15 protein-coding genes and 1 pseudogene are annotated in these 16,433 nt (G+C 66.9%); 9 read left to right on the top strand and 7 right to left on the bottom strand.

Annotation, left to right across the window (positions count from 1 at the left end):
• Positions 1-30: 30 nt before the first annotated feature.
• Both radC and DVU99_RS14280 read right to left on the bottom strand, forming a co-directional pair.
• Positions 31-696, bottom strand: a pseudogene (radC, locus tag DVU99_RS14285) (DNA repair protein RadC); the annotation flags it as partial.
• A 97-nt stretch (positions 697-793) separates the two neighbouring features.
• Positions 794-1,696: a LysR family transcriptional regulator gene (locus DVU99_RS14280; RefSeq protein ID WP_114240903.1), complete on the bottom strand. Its 903-nt coding sequence runs from the start codon at positions 1,694-1,696 to the stop codon at positions 794-796.
• Positions 1,697-1,814: 118 nt separating this feature from the next.
• On the opposite strand from DVU99_RS14280, the gene DVU99_RS14275 reads away from it, so the two are divergent.
• The 5 genes from DVU99_RS14275 (at position 1,815) to DVU99_RS14255 (ending at position 7,728) form a co-directional block, all read left to right on the top strand.
• Positions 1,815-2,555 carry an SDR family oxidoreductase gene (locus DVU99_RS14275; RefSeq protein WP_114240902.1) on the top strand — a complete coding sequence of 247 codons (741 nt, stop codon included), beginning with the start codon at positions 1,815-1,817 and terminating at the stop codon, positions 2,553-2,555.
• Positions 2,556-2,622: 67 nt separating this feature from the next.
• Positions 2,623-3,522 carry an SDR family oxidoreductase gene (locus tag DVU99_RS14270; protein ID WP_114240901.1) on the top strand — a complete coding sequence of 300 codons (900 nt, stop codon included), beginning with the start codon at positions 2,623-2,625 and terminating at the stop codon, positions 3,520-3,522.
• 141 nt (positions 3,523-3,663) lie between these two features.
• A complete protein-coding gene (gene coaBC / locus DVU99_RS14265) occupies positions 3,664-4,869 on the top strand; it encodes a bifunctional phosphopantothenoylcysteine decarboxylase/phosphopantothenate--cysteine ligase CoaBC (RefSeq protein WP_114240900.1) in 1,206 nt (401 codons plus the stop codon).
• Positions 4,866-5,321, top strand: a complete 456-nt coding sequence (gene dut / locus DVU99_RS14260) for a dUTP diphosphatase (RefSeq protein WP_114240899.1) — start codon at positions 4,866-4,868, stop codon at positions 5,319-5,321. Before coaBC ends, dut begins: the two co-directional genes overlap by 4 nt.
• A gap of 100 nt (positions 5,322-5,421) precedes the next feature.
• On the top strand, positions 5,422-7,728 hold the full coding sequence (locus DVU99_RS14255; protein ID WP_232823615.1) for a phosphomannomutase/phosphoglucomutase: 2,307 nt from the start codon (positions 5,422-5,424) through the stop codon (positions 7,726-7,728).
• Between the two features lie 36 nt (positions 7,729-7,764).
• Here the strand turns inward: DVU99_RS14255 and DVU99_RS14250 are convergent, their stop codons facing one another.
• The 3 genes from DVU99_RS14250 to DVU99_RS14240 form a co-directional block, all read right to left on the bottom strand.
• Positions 7,765-8,412 carry a DUF4124 domain-containing protein gene (locus DVU99_RS14250; protein ID WP_114240897.1) on the bottom strand — a complete coding sequence of 216 codons (648 nt, stop codon included), beginning with the start codon at positions 8,410-8,412 and terminating at the stop codon, positions 7,765-7,767.
• A 106-nt stretch (positions 8,413-8,518) separates the two neighbouring features.
• On the bottom strand, positions 8,519-9,166 hold the full coding sequence (gene pyrE, locus DVU99_RS14245) for an orotate phosphoribosyltransferase (protein ID WP_114240896.1): 648 nt from the start codon (positions 9,164-9,166) through the stop codon (positions 8,519-8,521).
• A gap of 11 nt (positions 9,167-9,177) precedes the next feature.
• Positions 9,178-9,687, bottom strand: a complete 510-nt coding sequence (locus tag DVU99_RS14240) for a GNAT family N-acetyltransferase (RefSeq protein WP_114240895.1) — start codon at positions 9,685-9,687, stop codon at positions 9,178-9,180.
• Between the two features lie 45 nt (positions 9,688-9,732).
• Here DVU99_RS14240 and DVU99_RS14235 point away from each other — a divergent pair, with 45 nt between their 5' ends.
• From DVU99_RS14235 to DVU99_RS14225, 3 genes are all read left to right on the top strand, one after another.
• Complete coding sequence (locus DVU99_RS14235; RefSeq protein WP_114240894.1) at positions 9,733-10,503, top strand: exodeoxyribonuclease III; 771 nt, start codon at positions 9,733-9,735, stop codon at positions 10,501-10,503.
• Between the two features lie 67 nt (positions 10,504-10,570).
• Positions 10,571-11,803 (top strand): MFS transporter, encoded by a 1,233-nt coding sequence (locus tag DVU99_RS14230; protein ID WP_114240991.1) that lies wholly within the window; start codon positions 10,571-10,573, stop codon positions 11,801-11,803.
• A 99-nt stretch (positions 11,804-11,902) separates the two neighbouring features.
• Entirely contained in the window at positions 11,903-12,208 is a 306-nt protein-coding gene (locus tag DVU99_RS14225) for a hypothetical protein (RefSeq protein ID WP_232823614.1), read from the top strand.
• Here DVU99_RS14225 and DVU99_RS14220 read toward each other — a convergent pair whose 3' ends face one another.
• Positions 12,209-13,330 (bottom strand): anhydro-N-acetylmuramic acid kinase, encoded by a 1,122-nt coding sequence (locus tag DVU99_RS14220; RefSeq protein WP_114240892.1) that lies wholly within the window; start codon positions 13,328-13,330, stop codon positions 12,209-12,211.
• Positions 13,331-13,336: 6 nt separating this feature from the next.
• Positions 13,337-14,776, bottom strand: a complete 1,440-nt coding sequence (locus tag DVU99_RS14215) for an OapA family protein (protein WP_114240891.1) — start codon at positions 14,774-14,776, stop codon at positions 13,337-13,339.
• 183 nt (positions 14,777-14,959) lie between these two features.
• Between DVU99_RS14215 and tyrS the strand changes: the two genes are divergently transcribed.
• The gene (gene tyrS / locus DVU99_RS14210) at positions 14,960-16,171 is read left to right on the top strand and encodes a tyrosine--tRNA ligase (protein WP_114240890.1); all 1,212 of its coding nucleotides are present in this window, start codon (positions 14,960-14,962) and stop codon (positions 16,169-16,171) included.
• The last annotated feature ends 262 nt before the right edge of the window (positions 16,172-16,433 follow it).

Raw genomic sequence — 16,433 nt, 5'->3', positions numbered from 1 at the left:
TTTTTTCGGGGTCCGTCGCCTTCCCAGCATGCCCAGTGCCGCCATCGACACCGGCGCGCCGCAGCCGATCACCAGGTGGTCCAGCACCCTTACCCCCCCCAGTTGCAGCGCCTCGCGCAGTTCGCGGGTAATGGCGCGGTCGGCCTGGCTGGGCTCGGCCACGCCCGAGGGGTGGTTGTGGGCGAGGATGACAGCGGAAGCGTTATGCCGGAGACAGGCCCGCACCACTTCGCGTGGATGAACGCTGGCGCCGTCGATGGTGCCGCGGAACAGCTCCTCGAAGGCCAGCACGCGGTGGCGGTTGTCCAGGAACAGGCAACCAAAGACCTCGTAGGGCAGGTGGCGCAGCTGGGCGCTGAGGTAATCGCCGCTGTCGCGCGGGTTGCCCAGCAAGGGGCGATCCGCCAGTTGTTCAGCGAGGGAGCGGCGGGCGAGTTCCAAGGCGGCCATCAGGCGGGCGCGCTTGGCCGGTCCGATGCCGCGCAGGCGTAGTGCGGCGCCGTGGGGGTCGCCCAGCAACGTACCCAGGCGGCCGCCGGTGGCGAGCAAGTCACGGCCCAGGGCGATGGCGTCCTTGCCCGGCAAGCCGCTACCCAACAGCACGGCGATCAGTTCGGCGTCCGACAGCGCGCCGCAGCCGCGTGCCAGCAGTTTTTCCCGGGGACGTTCCCGTTCCGGCCATTCGCGAATGCTCATGCGTCACAGGCTGACGGCGCGATGGGTCGCTGCCCATCGGATGATTACGGCAAATGCCGTCGGCCCATAGGCTAGAGGCGGGTGGGCGGCGACCCGCTCAGGGTTGGGCGGGAAGTCGCGTGGCGAATTCCGATGCGATCCAGTCGATGAATACCCGCACGCGCGGCGAAAGCTGGCGGTTCTGCGGGTAGAGCACGTACACCGGCGACGGCAACGGAGGGTGGTCGACCAGCACTTCGACCAGCCGACCGCCGGCGAGGTCGTCCTGCACCCGATAGCGCGGCACCTGGATGAGCCCCAGTCCTTGCCGTGCGAGGGAGACGTACATCTCGGCGCCCGCCACGCTCACCGCGTGAGGCAGCGTGACCTGCCTGAGCGTGCCGCCCATCTGGAATTCCAGCGGGATCACCGCTCCGGATGCGGACGAGACGAAGCCGACCATGGCATGGGCCTCCAGCGCATCTGGCGAGGCCGGCGAGCCGTGGCGCTCCAGATAGCCGGGGCTGGCGTAAGTGCCTTCCTCCAGCAGCGCGATCTGGCGGCCGATCATGCTGCTGTCGGTGGGCCGGCCGACCCGCAGCACGCAGTCGACGCCCTCGCGGACCAGATCGACGAAGCGGTCGCCTTCGCCGATGCGCAGCTGGATGCGAGGGTAGCGTTCGAGGAACCCCGGCAGGCCAGGCAGCATGAAATGGCGCGCCAGCGTGCCATGCACGTCCACCCGCAACAGGCCGCCGGGCCGGGCGCCGGAGAACGCGGCCTCGGCCTCCTCGACCTCGGCGAGGATGGCCAGGCAGCGTTGGTAGTAGGCCTCGCCATCGAGGGTGGGACGGACCTGGCGGGTGGTGCGCTCCAGCAGGCGCACGCCCAGTCGCGACTCCAGCCGCTTCACCACTTCGGTCACGGTGGAGCGGGGCAGTTCCAGGTCCTGGGCGGCCAGGGTGAAGCTGCGCCGCTCCACGATGCGGGTAAACAGGCGCATGGCATCGAACTTGTCCATGACATTGTTCCCGTTATCCGAATGATGTTGGCGGATTTCAGCAGATTATCCGTCGGGAGCAAAAGACCATCCTTTCGCCACACCGGCAATGGGCCGGTTCAACCTGAGGATGCCTCCCATGTCTGCCCAAGTTTCCAACGTTGCCCTGGTCACCGGTGCGTCCCGCGGCATCGGTGCCGCCGTAGCCGAACGTCTCGCCCGCGATGGTTTTACCGTGGTCATCAACTACGCCGGTGATGCGGCCTCTGCCGAGGCGCTGGCGCGCAAGATCGAGGCGGCCGGCGGCCGCGCGCTGACCGCCCAGGCCGATGTGGCCGATCCGGCCGCGGTGCGCCGCATGTTCGACGCGGCGGAAACGGCTTTCGGTGGTGTCGACGTGCTGGTCAACAACGCCGGCATCCTGCAGCTCTCGCCACTGGCCGATGCGGACGACGAGCTGTTCGACCGCACCATCGCCATCAATCTCAAGGGCACCTTCAATACGTTGCGCGAGGCGGGCCGCCGCCTGCGCTCCGGAGGCCGCATCATCAATTTCTCCACCAGCATCGTCGGCACGTTGCTGCCCACCTACGGTATCTACGCGGCCACCAAGGCGGGCGTGGAAGCGATGACCCACATCATGGCGAAGGAACTGCGCGGCCGTTCGATCACGGTCAATGCCGTGGCGCCCGGCCCGACCGCCACCGAGCTGTTCCTCAAGGGCAAGACGCCCGAGCTGATCGACCACATGGCGAAGATGGCGCCGCTCGAACGGCTCGGCCAACCCGGTGACATCGCCAACGTCGTGTCATTCCTTGCCGGTCCGGACGGTGGCTGGGTGAACGGCCAGGTGCTGCGCGCCAACGGCGGCATGGTCTGAATCGCCCCGTTCCTTTCCCGTTCCCGCGCGCCGCCCTCGGCGGCCGCGCCTTTCCCGGAGATTCCCCATGAAACACATCATCGTGATTACTGGTGCATCCAGCGGCTTCGGCCTGATGACGGCGCACGCGCTGGCCCAGGCGGGCCACACGGTCTACGCGGGCATGCGCGAAACGGCTGGACGCAACGCGCCCCGCGTCGTCGAGATGCAGCAGTACGCCAACGACCACGGTGTGGAGCTGCACGCCATCGAGATGGACGTGGCGTCGCAAGCCTCGGTCGACGCCGCCATCGCGCGGATCATCGCCGAGCAGGGCCACCTCGACGTGGTTGTGCACAACGCGGGGCACATGTCCTACGGACCGGCCGAAGCCTTCACCCCCGATCAGTTCGCCGCGCTCTACGACGTCAACGTGCTCAGCACCCAGCGCGTGAATCGCGCCGCGCTGCCGCAGCTGCGCAAGCAGGGCAGGGGACTGCTGGTGTGGGTGTCTTCCAGCAGCACGCGTGGCGGTACGCCGCCCTACCTGTCGCCGTATTTCGCGGCCAAGGCCGGCATGGATGCCCTGGCGGTGAGCTATGCCGGCGAGCTGGCGCGCTGGGGCATCGAGAGCTCGATCATCGTGCCCGGCGCCTTCACCCAGGGCACCAATCATTTTGCCCATGCCGGCGCGCCGGCCGACGAGGCAGTGGCAAAGGCCTACGCCGAGGGCCCGACGGCGGACTTCGGCGAGGTGGCCTTCAAGGGGCTGGCTGCCCTGGAACCGGACGATGCCGATCCTCAAGCCGTCGCCGCCGCCATCGTGACCGTCGTCGATACGCCGTTCGGCAAGCGTCCGTTCCGCGTGCATGTCGATCCCTCGCAGGATGGCGCGGAGATCGTCAACGGCGTGGCCGATCGCGTGCGGGCGGAACTGTTGCGACGCATCGGGCTGGAGGACATCCTCCGTCCCCGCGTGCTGGCGTGACGCGGTGAAGACCATGACCCCTCTCCCCTCGGGAGAGGGGTTGGGGAGAGGGTCAGCCGCTTGCGCGACCTTCCCGCTTTACCGAGTCAACCTGACGATTCCGGTAAGCTACGCCGCCAAACGGTTTGTCAGGCCCACACCATGAGTCTTGCCCAACGCCGCATCCTGCTGGGCGTGTCCGGCGGCATCGCCGCCTACAAGTCCTGCGAGCTGGTCCGCCGCCTGCGCGACCTCAGTGCCGAGGTGCGCGTGGTGATGACCGAGGGCGCCACCCATTTCGTCAGCGCCACCACGTTCCAGGCCCTGTCCGGCCAGCCGGTGCGCATGAGCCTGTGGGATGCGGAAGCCGAAGCGGCCATGGGGCATATCGAGCTGGCCCGTTGGGCCGAGCGCATCCTGATCGCCCCGGCCAGCGCCGACCTGATCGCCCGCCTGGCCCATGGCTTTGCCAACGACCTGCTCACCACGGTGTGCCTGGCCAGCGCGGCGCCGGTCTACGTGGCGCCGGCCATGAACCAGCAGATGTGGGCGCACCCGGCGGTGCAGGCCAACATCGACACGCTGCGCCAGCGCGGCGTGCACTTGCTGGGTCCGGCCTCGGGCGACCAGGCCTGCGGTGACATCGGTTCGGGCCGCATGCTCGAGCCCATGGAACTGCGCGAGGCCATCGTCGCCTCGTTCGGCCAGCCGTTGCTGCGCGGCCTGAAGGTGGTGATCAGTGCCGGGCCGACCTACGAGGACATCGACCCGGTGCGCTTCATCGGCAACCGCAGTTCGGGGCGCATGGGCTTCGCCGTGGCCGAGGCGGCCGCGCAGGCCGGCGCCGAGGTCACGCTGGTGGCCGGTCCGGTGAGCCTGCCCACGCCGCCGGGCATCCGCCGCCGCGTGGATGTGCGCAGCGCGGCGCAGATGCGCGACGCGGTGGTCGACGCCACCGCCGGGGCCGACATCTATATCGCCGCGGCGGCGGTGGGCGACTACCGCCCCTCCGAGGTGGCCGACCACAAGCTCAAGAAACACGATGGCGCACCGCTGGAGCTGCGCCTCGCAGAAAACCCCGACATCCTGGCCACGCTGGCTGCGCAAACCGTGCGCCCCTTCTTGGTCGGATTCGCCGCAGAAACGCATGATGTAGAGCGTTATGCGCGAGACAAACTCAAGCGCAAGGGATTGGACATGATTGCCGCCAACCAGGTGGGTGGTGGCCTCGGTTTCGAGGCCGCCGACAACGCTCTTACTCTTTACTGGCCCGATGGCGCCGCCGAGCTCGCGCGCGCGTCCAAGACGGAGCTGGCCCATCAGCTGGTCGCGCAGGTCGCCGAGCGGTATCGGGCGGTGCGCGGATGATCGATGTCGAACTGAAGATCCTCGACCCGCGCCTGGGAGACACCATCGAGCTGCCGCAGCCGGCTACCGCCGGCAGCGCCGGCATGGACCTGCGCGCTGCCATCGAGGCGCCGCTGACCCTGCAGCCGGGCGAAAGCGCGCTGGTGCCCAGCGGCATGGCCATCCATATTGGCGACCCGGGCTGGTGCGCACTGATCGTGCCGCGTTCGGGCCTTGGCCATAAGCATGGCCTGGTGATGGGCAACCTGGTCGGCGTGATCGACGCGGACTACCAGGGCCCGCTGATGATTTCGTGCTGGAACCGCGGCGCGCAGCCGTACACCATTGGCGTGGGCGATCGCATCGCCCAGCTGCTGCTGGTGCCGGTAGCGCAGGCGCGACTGAAAGTGGTACAGGAGTTCGCGCCGTCGCAGAGGGGCGAGGGCGGGTTCGGTTCGACCGGGGTCAACTAGGCTCGCCGCACGGGCACCGGCTTGCCCGTGTCCGCGCGTGGCCTGACAACCTGCTTGGGGACAGGGCATGGCGAAGATCAGCTTGGGCGGACGATCGTCCATGGCAACGATGGACTGGCGGCGCCTGTTGCCGCTGGCGGCGGGCACCTTGCTGGTGCTCGTGGGCCTGTTCTGCCTGTGGCAGAGCTGGGTGATCGCCGACGAAGGCAGCGTGGTGGAACGCGTGCACGCGGCACAACGCAAGGTGGCCAAGACGCTTGCCGTCGAAATCGCCACCCAGCGTGAGTCGGTGGACAAGGCGGTGGCCGGGCTGGATCCAGCCACGTTCGCCGCCGATCCGGCACAGGCGGCCGCGTTGCTGCGTCAACGCATTCCATCCGCGCAGGCGGTGGACGTCTACAGTGGCGGTCTCGACGAAGTCATCCACGCCAACTACCGCAGCTTCGGCTACGGCAAGGCGGCGCAGCTGCTGGCGGCCCAGACCGCCGACGGCAAGCCACTGGCACAGACCGTACCTGCCGCAGGCGGACGCGTGTTGGGCGTGGTGACGCCGGTCGGGCCGGCGACCCATCCGCTGGCCTGGGTGTGGACCGCCTTGCCGTTTGGGCCGGTGGAACAAAGCTTCGAGGCGGCCTCTCCCGAAGGCGGCCGCCTGGAACTGCGCCAGGGGGACGACCGTGGTGACCTTCGCCTGCTCGCGATCGGTCCACGTTCGGCCGTGAGCGAAGCCGGCGCCGGCCAGCCCATTGATGGCACCACGCTCAGCGTGGGCGCGGCCTTGCCGGAAGCCTTCATCGTGCTGCCCCGCGTGTGGCCGCTGGCGGCGCTGCTGGGGGTGATCTCCCTCGGTGCGGGCCTGTACCTGTTCTGGTTGCGCATGCATCCACGTAGCGCTCGTGCCACCAGGGACGACGGCGAGATGCTTTCCGACCTGCTCGATGAGCCACCGGCGACGCCGAAGGCCACTGCGCCGCCGCGCCTGGCCGCACCGGCTGCGGCGCCCGCGCCAGCTGCGCCAAAGCCAGTCAGCGTCGATCCCTCCATGTTCCGTGCCTACGACGTGCGCGGCGTGGTGGGCAGCTCGTTGACCAAGGACGTGGCCCGCCTGCTCGGCCAGGCGATCGGTTCGCTGATGCGTGAACGTGGCCTGCCCGAGATCGTGGTGGGCCGCGATGGCCGCCTGTCCGGTCCCGAGCTTGCGGGCGCGCTGTCCGATGGCCTGCGTGAGGCCGGCATCGACGTGATCGACATCGGCGCCGTGCCCACTCCCGTGCTCTATTACGCGGCCTATCGCTTCAACACGGGTTGTGGCGTGTCGGTCACCGGCAGCCACAATCCCCCGGAGTACAACGGCTTCAAGATCGTGGTGGGGGGCGAGACGCTGGCCGAAGGCGCCATCCAGGACCTGTACCAGCGCATCGTCTCGGGTCGCCTGGAGCGCGACGGCAAGGGCAACTTGCGTCATCTGGACGTGGTGCCCGACTACATCGATCGCATCACGTCCGATGTGCAGGCCGAGCGGCGTCTCAAGGTGGTGGTCGATTGCGGCAATGGCATCCCGGGCGAGGTGGCGCCACAGGTGCTGGAGGGCATCGGTTGCGAGGTGATTCCGCTGTATTGCGAGGTGGATGGCACGTTCCCCAACCACCATCCCGACCCGTCGGACCCGCACAACCTGGAAGACCTGATCTTCGCCGTGAAGCAGACCGGTGCCGACCTTGGCCTGGCCTTCGACGGCGATGGCGACCGGCTCGGCGTGGTGACGCGGGACGGCGAGATCATTTACCCCGATCGCGTGCTGATGCTGTTTGCCCGCGACGTGCTGTCGCGCCAGCCGGGCGCCACCATCATCTATGACGTGAAGTGCACCGGCCACCTGAAGGGCACCATCCTTGACGCTGGCGGCAGTCCGCAGATGTGGCGCACCGGCCATTCGCTGATCAAGGCGCGCATGCGCGAAACCGGTGCGGAACTGGCCGGTGAGATGAGCGGCCACTTCTTCTTCCAGGAGCGCTGGTACGGCTTTGACGATGGCATCTATGCCGCGGCGCGCCTGATGGAAATCCTGGCCGGCGACCTGGAAGAGCGTACGCCCGACGAAATCTTCGCCACCTGCCCGAAGGGCGTTTCCACGCCCGAGCTGAAAGTGGCGATGGCCGAGGGCGCGCACTACCGCTTCATGGAGAAGTTCCGCGAGAAGGCCAGCTTCGGCGATGCCACGCTCACCACCATCGACGGCGTGCGTGCCGACTGGTCGGATGGATGGGGCCTGGTGCGCGCGTCCAACACCACGCCGACGCTGGTGCTGCGTTTCGACGCGGACAACGAGACCGCGCTCAAGCGCATCGAGCAAGTGTTCCGCCAGCAGCTGCTGGCGGTGGATGCTTCGCTGAAGCTGCCGTTCTGATCATGGCCGGCCCCGGCGGCAGCCGGGGCCACGGCCTCACTGGCCCGGCTGTTGTTTGGCTTGCGCAGCCTTCAGCTCGCGATAGTGGGCCAGGTCCTGGGCGTTCTTCTGCACGGCCGCGTCGCGTTCGCTCTGCTGGTGGTCCAGCACGTCGCGCTGGCGGGCCACTACGTTGCGCTGCTTGGCGATGCTGTCGTTGAGCGGCTTGGGTACCGGCTGCTTGGCGCGCTCGAGGTCACCGGCGCGGGTCAGCAGGTCGGTCAACGCCTTTTCCTGGCTCTTCAGGTTGATGCGGGTGGTGTTGATCTGCTGGTCGATGGTGTCGAGGTTCTGCTGCTGGATGGTCTTGTAGGCATCCTCGGTGGGGTAGGCCGCCAACATCTGCGCGTCGTTGCGCGCGCGTTCCTGTGCGGCGTGCGCCTCCGCTGCCTGCTGGTCGGCCACCTTTTGCGCGGCAGCGCGCTCCTCCGGGCTGAGCTGGCGGTCCACGTGCTGCACCACCAGGCCGCGGTCGTTGACCAGGTCGTAGCCGTACTTCAGTGCATCGCTGGTCAGGCTGTCGCTGTAGTGCGGCAGGCCGGTGGCATCCTTCCATCGATACCGGTAGCTGCTGGCCTTCTGTGCCTGCGCGTGTGCACCGGCGGTCAGCGCGAGCATCGCGATGACGAAAACTGTTTTACGCATGACTTCCCCCTTGTCGGCGGAGTATAGCCGTCGAGCCGATGACAACCGCGATCTCGCCACGAGGTCATCGGCACGCACTGTGATGGGTTTGGCTAACGCTGCCGGATCAGGTATTTACGCCGTATTGCTGGCGGTACGCGAGCAGCCGCGCGTGCTCGGCGGCCAGTTCGGGCCGTTCGCCGGCATAGGACAGCACGTCGCCCAGGCTGGTGATCGCGATCACTGGAATGCCGAACTCCGCCGTGACTTCCTGCGCGGCAGACAGGTCGCCCTGGCCACGCTCCTGGCGATCGAGCGCGATCAGCACGCCGGCGGGGGTGGCGCCCTGTGCGCGGATCAGCGCGAGCGACTCGCGCACCGCGGTGCCGGCAGTCATCACGTCGTCCACGATCAACACGCGCCCCTTCAGCGGTGCGCCCACCAGCACGCCGCCTTCGCCGTGATCCTTGGCTTCCTTGCGGTTATAGGCCCACGGAAGATCGCGGCCATGCTGGTCGGCGAGCGCGATGGCGGTGGCCGCGGCAAGGGCAATGCCCTTGTAGGCCGGGCCGAACAGCATGTCGACCTCGATGCCGGAGTTGACCACGGCGGCGGCATAGGCGCGGCCCAGCTGGGCCAGCGCGGCGCCGGAGTCGATGCGGCCCATGTTGAAGAAGTACGGGCTCTGTCGCCCGGACTTGAGCGTGAAGTCGCCAAAACGCAGCACGCCGCGCTGCAGGGTGAGTTCGATGAAATCGCGCTGGTAGTCGTGCACGGCTGCTTTCTCTAGGTCGGATTCGAGCGGGGGAGGGCGCGCAGCATGAGGTACTGTGGCCCGGAACGCCCGCCATGGTACAGCCCCCCGGTCTCCTGGAAGCCCGCGCGCCGATAGAGCGCGAGGCCCGGCGCATTGCGCAGGTTCACCGTAAGCGCCACGTCCTTCGCCCATGGGTAGCGATGCGCCATGTCGTGCATGGCGGCCTCCAGCGCACGCGTGCCCAGGCCACGGCCTTGCCATCGCGTGTCGATGAAGAACGAGCGCAGGCCCAGCGTGGGGCGAGCGAACTCGACCTCGGCAAGGGTGTTGGCGTGCCGCTCTATGCGATAGAAGCCCATCGGCTCGCCATCGCAGAGGATGGCCATGGGTTCGCTGCCCGCGCAGCTTTCCGCATCCACCAGTGATACGGCGATGCGGCCAACGAAGGCGTACTGCTCGTCGTGCACGCTCAAGGCCAGCAAGGCATCCCTGAAAGACGCCTCTACGGGTGCAACGCGGATATCGGGGGTCTCAGCCATGGTTGCTATGATGGCGCATCCATCGGAAGCCAGGGCACGCTCCTCATGCGCATCATCAGCCTCAACGCCAACGGTATCCGTTCGGCCGCCACCAAGGGCGTGTTCGAATGGCTGCGTCACCAGAAGGCCGACGTGGTCTGCCTGCAGGAAACCAAGGCGCAGGAGGACCAGCTCACCGATCCGATGTTCCGCCCGGATGGCGCGCACTGCTTTTACCGGGACGCCAGCAGCAAGAAGGGCTACAGCGGCGTGGCGATCTACGCCAAGCGCGAGCCCGACGAAGTGCTGACCGACCTGGGCTGGGATGCGTTCGACAACGAGGGCCGCTACATCGAGGCCCGCTTCGGCAAGCTCAGCGTGGTTTCGCTGTACGTGCCCTCGGGTTCCTCCGGCGAAGAGCGCCAGCAGTTCAAGTTCAAGGTGATGGACTGGATCGCGCCGATCTTCGCCGAATGGATGAAGAGCGGCCGCGACTACGTGCTGTGCGGTGACTGGAACATCGTGCGCAGCGAGCTGGACATCAAGAACTGGCGCTCCAACCAGAAGAACTCCGGTTGCCTGCCGGAGGAGCGCGCCTGGCTCAACGACCTGGTCGACAAGCACGGCTGGGTGGACAGCTATCGCACGCTGCACCCCAAGGGCCAGGACTACACGTGGTGGTCCAACCGCGGCAACGCGCGGGCCAACGACGTGGGTTGGCGCATCGACTACCAGATCGTGACCCCGGGCCTGCGCGATCGCCTCAAGCGTTGTTCGGTCTACCGCGACGAGCGCTTCTCCGACCACGCGCCGTACACGGTCGACTATGCCGACTGAGGCGGGCGTACCGGCAGTGCGCAAGCCGTCGGTCTGGCGTGCGTTCACCGAGCCGGCGGCGTGGACCATGTGCCTGCTCGGGTTTTCCTCCGGGCTGCCGTTCCTGCTGGTGTCAGTCACGCTCTCGCTGTGGCTGAAGGAGGACGGCATCGCGCTGAAGGATGTCACCATGATCGCCAGCGCCGGCATGAGCTACGCGCTGAAGTTCCTGTGGGCACCCTTGCTCGACCATTGGCGCCTGCCGTTGTTCAAGCGACTGGGGCAGCGTCGCGGCTGGCTGTTGTTCGCCCAATTCGGCGTGATCTGCGGACTGGTGCTGATGGCGCTGCTCACCCCACGCCAGCTGCAGCCCTTCGTGTTCGCGACCTTGCTGGTCGCGTTCATGGGCGCGACCCAGGACATCGCGATCGACGCTTACCGCATCGAGATCGCGCCGCCCTCCGCGCAGGGCGCGCTGGTGGCGACCTACGCACTCGGTTATCGCCTGGGCCTGCTGCTGGCTGGCGCGGTCGCGTTGATCCTGGCCGATCACGTCGCCTGGACCTGGATCTACCTGCTGATGGCGGTGGCGATGGTGGTGCCGATCGTCACCACGTTCGTCATGCGAGAACCCGACATCGTGCGCTCCACGCCGCCGAGCTGGCGCATGGCGATGCGCGAGAGCGTGATCGACCCGTTCACCGACTTCTTCCGCCGCTACGGCTGGGCCCTCGCCGGGCTTACTTTGCTGTTCATCCTGCTGTTCAAGCTGCCGGAACAGTCCATCGGCACCATCTTCAACCCGTTCATGCGCGACATGGGCTTCAGCAAGACCGAGATCGGCGCGGTCACCAAGATCTACGGTGTCTGGGTCGGCATCGCGGGCGCCTTCGTCGGCGGCGCGGCGGTGGCGCGCTGGGGCGCGTGGCGCACCCTGGGCGTGTGCATCGTGCTCGAAGGCTGCAGCAACCTGCTGTACCTGCTGCTGCTCGGCAACCACGGGAATCTGGCCCTGCTGACGTTGGCGATCTCCGGCCAGAACTTCGCCGAAGGCCTGCTGGGCCCGCCGACCGTGGCCTTCCTCTCCCTGCTGGTGAACCGCCAGCACACGGCCACCCAATACGCGCTGCTCAGCTCGCTGGTGAACATGCCGGGCAAGGTGCTGGGTTTCTTCGCCGGTGGCCTGGTCGCCGTGATGGGCTACGGCGGCTACTTCGCCATCACCGTCGTCTCGATGATCCCCGCGATGCTGCTGTTCGCCGCGCTGTGGCCGCGTTTCGGCCGGGATCGCCCGGAGGACCAAGGCACCCCGGCAGGGTGAGCCCTGCGTGAGAATCAGCCAAGAGGTCGATACTTCCGGCCTCGGCGCTGTGCCAAGATGGTTCTTACAGGGGGCTTATGATTGTGGGAGGGAGCGTCCGTGCCGGACCTCGTCATACGCCATATCGACAGTCTCATGGCCGAGCGCATCAAGGCGCTGGCCAAGGAGCGGCAGTGGTCGATCAATGACGTGGTGCTGCATGCACTGCGGCATGGGCTGGGCATGGCCTCGCCCAACCTGTTTGCCGAGACCATGCTCGATCCGGGCGACCTGACCACCCTGGGTGGCCAGTGGGACGCCAAGGAAAAAGCCGCTTTCCAGGAAGCCGTGCAGGCGCTTTCCCGCGCGCCGTCGTCCGATCTGGCCAAGGTTCGCCCCCGCGTACTGGGCGACGACCAGAGCTGATCAGCGATAGGGTGCGGGGTAGACCGCGCCGAGTACGCGCGGCCCGCGCGCACCGGTGACCGCCGGCAGGTTGCCCGGCAGCCCGAGCAGCCGTTGGCGGGCCAGCCAGGCAAATGCCGAGGCTTCCAGGTAATCCGGGTCTACGCCTTGGCTCGCGGTGCTGATCACCGCGCGCGGCGCCAGCAGCTCGCCGAGGCGTCGCATCAGCAGGCCGTTGTGCACGCCGCCGCCACAGGCCAGCACGTCCACGGTGTCCGCGGCATGGCGCACGATGGCCTCGGCCACGCTGCGCGCCGACAGTTCGAGCAGGGTGGCCTGCACATCGGAGGGCGCCAGCGATGCGATGCGCAGATGCGATTCCAGCCAGGCCAGGTGGAAGTGCTCGCGGCCCGTGCTCTTGGGCGGTGGCAGCGCGAAATACGGATCGGCCAGCATGGCCTCCAGCAGGGCCGGATCCACCTGGCCCGAGGCGGCAAAGGCGCCATCGGCGTCGAAAGCGCTGCCGCGATGGCGCAGGTGCCACGCATCCATCAGTCCATTGGCGGGGCCGGTATCGAAGCCGAACACCCGGCCATCAGCACCCAGCACGGTGATGTTGGCGATGCCGCCCAGGTTGAGCACCACCCGGGTGTGACCCGGTCGGCCCAGCAGCATGGCGTGCACGGCAGGCAACAGCGGCGCGCCCTGTCCGCCGGCGGCCACGTCGGCACGGCGGAAATCGGCCACCACGTCGATGCCGCAGCGCTCGGCGATCACCGAAGGGTCGCCCACCTGCAGGGTGAAGGGTTGCTCGCCGGTCGGGCGATGCCGCAGCGTCTGGCCGTGCGAGCCGATCGCCCGCACGGAAGCGCGTCGCCCCTCGTTGCGCGTGAGCAAGGCCTGCGCCGCGTCGGCAAAGCACTGCCCGATCGCCACGTCCAGGCGCCCGTAGGCGTCGAGGTCCAGGCGCTCTTCATCCTGCGCCACGGCGAGGATGCGTGCGCGCAAGGCGTCGGGCCAGGGGTGGGTAAGGGCGTCGACCAGCTGTGGCCGGTCATGCTCGAAGCGCACCAGGGCGGCATCGATGCCGTCGGCGCTGGTGCCTGAAATCAGGCCGAGGTAAAGCGCCGAGGCGTCATTCACAGGTGATCAGTCGTCGTTGCGTTTGGTACCGCTGGCCTTGGCCAGCTTGATGTTGGCGTCCAGCGTCTTGAGGCGGGCCAGCTGCGGCTGCACCACCTGGCTCCGGAACTTGGCCAGCTGCGCCGCGGGCAGCGGCTCAGGCTTGGGCAGGGTGACCGTCTGCGGATCGCGCTGCACGTCGTTGACACGGAATTCGTAATGCAGGTGCGGGCCGGTGGCGAGGCCGGTCATGCCGACATAGCCGATCACCGAGCCCTGGCTCACGCGCTGGCCTACCTTCTCATCGCCAAAGCGCGACATGTGGCCATATGCCGTGCTGATGGAGCCGTTGTGCTGGATGACCACGAAGTTGCCGTAGCCGTTCATCCAGCCCTTGAACTTGATCACGCCATCGCCCGCGGCGTGGATCGGCGTGCCGGTGGGCGCCGCGTAGTCCACGCCCTTGTGCGCACGCATCAGGCCCAGGATCGGGTGCATGCGCGCGGCGCTGAACTGCGAGGAGATACGGGTGAAGTCGACCGGGATGCGCAGGAACGACTTCTGGATCGGGCGGCCGTCCTCGCTGAACCAGCCGTAGCTGCCGTCGTCCTTCTTGAAGCGGTAGGCGGTGTAGCGCTCGCCCTGGTTCACGAACTCCGCCGCCACGATGTCGCCTTCGTGGAGGTAGGCGCCGTCGCGGTATACGTCGTCGTAGATGACCGTGAAGCTGTCGCCCTCGCGCAGGTCCTGCACGAAGTCGATGTCGTATTTGAAGAGTTCGGCCAGCTTGAGCACCATCGCGTTGCTCATGCCCGCCTTGGCGCCGGCGGCGAACAGCGAGCTGTCGATGGTGCCGTGCGCGACGTGCTCGCGGTGGTCGACCTCGCGCGCCTCGGCGGTCACCGTGGCCTTGTCACCGTCGAAGCGCATGGTGGTGCGGTTCGCCTCGTCCTTGTCGAAGCGGATGCCCTTGAGGCTGCCGTCGCTGTCGAGCAGGAAGTCGAACTCCTGGCCCGGGCTGATATGGTGCAGCGACTTCGCGTCACCGGACTGGTCCACCACGTGCTGTACATCGGTGAGGCTCAGGCCCTGGCTCTGGAACAGGTCGGACAGCGTCTGGCCCGGTTGCACCTGCACGATATGCCAGTCTTCCACGGTCGGCGCGCGGGTGGCTTCGGGCGCGGCCTTGGGCAAGGCCAGCGGCAGCACGGCGTGGGCGGTGGACGTGGTATCCGGGCGCATCGCGCTGGCCCACGCGGGAATCAGGAAGCCGGAAACGGCGGTGATAAGAAGCGCGGTGCCTGCCAGCATCCAGCGTTCGCGGTGCCAGCGGATCGGTTCTGCGTCACCATGGCAACCAAAGGACCAATGGGCGCAACGTTCGTAAAAGTGAGAGTGACGCTGCTGCGCCCTGCGGCGCATGGCCAGTTTGCGCGCTGAACGCGCGGTCTCGTTTCTCTCACCCATGCCCGGTGTTCCCCAGGTACCAAATTTCTAATTGCCGCGTACCATAGCGGCCCTGTGCAAAGGGCGTCAACGCCTTTTCCATCAATGGGTTGCGCGTTCTTTTTGATTAACACACAATTAACGGAATCGCCCGGGAAGCTATGATTTCCGGTGGGGTGCAAACAACGAAAATTTGAGGAATACATGAACGAGCTCGATCAGGCGCTGGCCACCATCGCGCGAGGCGCCGACGAAATCATCAAGCAGGAAGAGCTGGTCGAGCGCCTGAAGCTCGGCCGCCCGCTGCGCATCAAGGCCGGTTTTGACCCGACCGCGCCGGACCTGCACCTGGGCCACACCGTGCTGCTCAACAAGATGCGCCAGTTCCAGGACCTGGGGCACCAGGTGATTTTCCTCATCGGCGACTTCACCGGCATGATCGGGGACCCGACCGGCAAGAACGTCACGCGCAAGCCACTCTCGCGCGAAGACGTGCTGGCCAACGCCGAGACCTATGCCGAGCAGGTCTATAAGGTGCTGGACAAGGAGCGCACCGAGCTGCGCTTCAATTCCGAGTGGTTCGGTCAGATGAGCGCCGCCGACATGATCAAGCTCGCCGCCCAGCACACCGTGGCGCGCATGCTCGAGCGCGACGACTTCTCCAAGCGCTTCGCCGGCCAGCAGCCCATCGCCATCCACGAATTCCTCTATCCGCTGGTGCAGGGCTACGACTCCGTCGCACTCAAGTGCGACGTTGAGCTGGGCGGCACCGACCAGAAGTTCAACCTGCTGATGGGCCGTGCCCTGCAGGAGCACCACGGCCAGGCGCCGCAGATCGTGTTGACCATGCCGCTGCTCGAGGGCCTGGACGGCGTCAACAAGATGTCCAAGTCGCTGGGCAACTACATAGGCATCAATGAGCCGGCCATCGACATCGTCACCAAGACCCTGAAGATCGGCGACGACCTCATGTGGCGCTGGTTCGAGCTGCTCAGTTTCGAGACCTCGCTGGAGGACATTGCTCGCATGAAGCAGGAAGTGGCGGACGGCGCACTCAATCCGCGCGACGCCAAGCTCAAGCTCGCGCGCGAACTGGCCACGCGCTTCCACGATGCCGCCGCCGCGGAGCAGGCCATTGCGGGCTGGCATGCTGTGGTTCGTGGCGAAGGAGACACCAGCCTGTTGCCGCTCACCGAAATCGCGGTGCCTGCCGAAGGTCTGCGTTTGCCTGCATTGCTTACCGCAGCGGGCATCACCGCGAGCAACTCCGAAGCCAATCGCAAACTCAAGGAACGCGCCGTGCGCATCGACGGCGAAGTCGTCGAAGACGCGCAACGGGTGTTTTCGGCTGGATTTGAGGCAGTTCTGCAGGTCGGCAAGCGCAACTTCGCCCGCGTGTTGTTGAAGCAAGGCTGAGCTTTTCGCGACGACGCACCGTTGTCGCGAACAAAAAACAAAAAGAGTTTCGCGTGAGAACAACGTCTTACGCGAAACACGAAAAAAAATTTCAGAAATTGCTTGTCAAAGGGTGGGGGGCTCCCTATTATTCGCCTCCCGCCGCTGGCATCGCCCTCCGGACGGCAACAACGACAGCAAAAATTCTTCGCTGAAGGTGTTGACGGACTGGAAAGATGATGTAAGATGAGCGGCTCACTCGGAACGAAATGTTCCAACGCTG

Source organism: Dyella sp. C9 (assembly GCF_003332825.1).
GTDB lineage: Bacteria > Pseudomonadota > Gammaproteobacteria > Xanthomonadales > Rhodanobacteraceae > Dyella.
This window is presented reverse-complemented; position numbering and strand designations above follow the sequence as displayed.

Coding starts and splice junctions, on each gene's coding strand:
- DVU99_RS14280 (WP_114240903.1), bottom strand. CDS start 1,696: ATGGACAAGTTCGATGCCATGCGCCTGTTTACCCGCATCGTGGAGCGG.
- DVU99_RS14275 (WP_114240902.1), top strand. CDS start 1,815: ATGTCTGCCCAAGTTTCCAACGTTGCCCTGGTCACCGGTGCGTCCCGC.
- DVU99_RS14270 (WP_114240901.1), top strand. CDS start 2,623: ATGAAACACATCATCGTGATTACTGGTGCATCCAGCGGCTTCGGCCTG.
- coaBC (WP_114240900.1), top strand. CDS start 3,664: ATGAGTCTTGCCCAACGCCGCATCCTGCTGGGCGTGTCCGGCGGCATC.
- dut (WP_114240899.1), top strand. CDS start 4,866: ATGATCGATGTCGAACTGAAGATCCTCGACCCGCGCCTGGGAGACACC.
- DVU99_RS14255 (WP_232823615.1), top strand. CDS start 5,422: ATGGCAACGATGGACTGGCGGCGCCTGTTGCCGCTGGCGGCGGGCACC.
- DVU99_RS14250 (WP_114240897.1), bottom strand. CDS start 8,412: ATGCGTAAAACAGTTTTCGTCATCGCGATGCTCGCGCTGACCGCCGGT.
- DVU99_RS14240 (WP_114240895.1), bottom strand. CDS start 9,687: ATGGCTGAGACCCCCGATATCCGCGTTGCACCCGTAGAGGCGTCTTTC.
- DVU99_RS14235 (WP_114240894.1), top strand. CDS start 9,733: ATGCGCATCATCAGCCTCAACGCCAACGGTATCCGTTCGGCCGCCACC.
- DVU99_RS14230 (WP_114240991.1), top strand. CDS start 10,571: ATGTGCCTGCTCGGGTTTTCCTCCGGGCTGCCGTTCCTGCTGGTGTCA.
- DVU99_RS14215 (WP_114240891.1), bottom strand. CDS start 14,776: ATGGGTGAGAGAAACGAGACCGCGCGTTCAGCGCGCAAACTGGCCATG.
- tyrS (WP_114240890.1), top strand. CDS start 14,960: ATGAACGAGCTCGATCAGGCGCTGGCCACCATCGCGCGAGGCGCCGAC.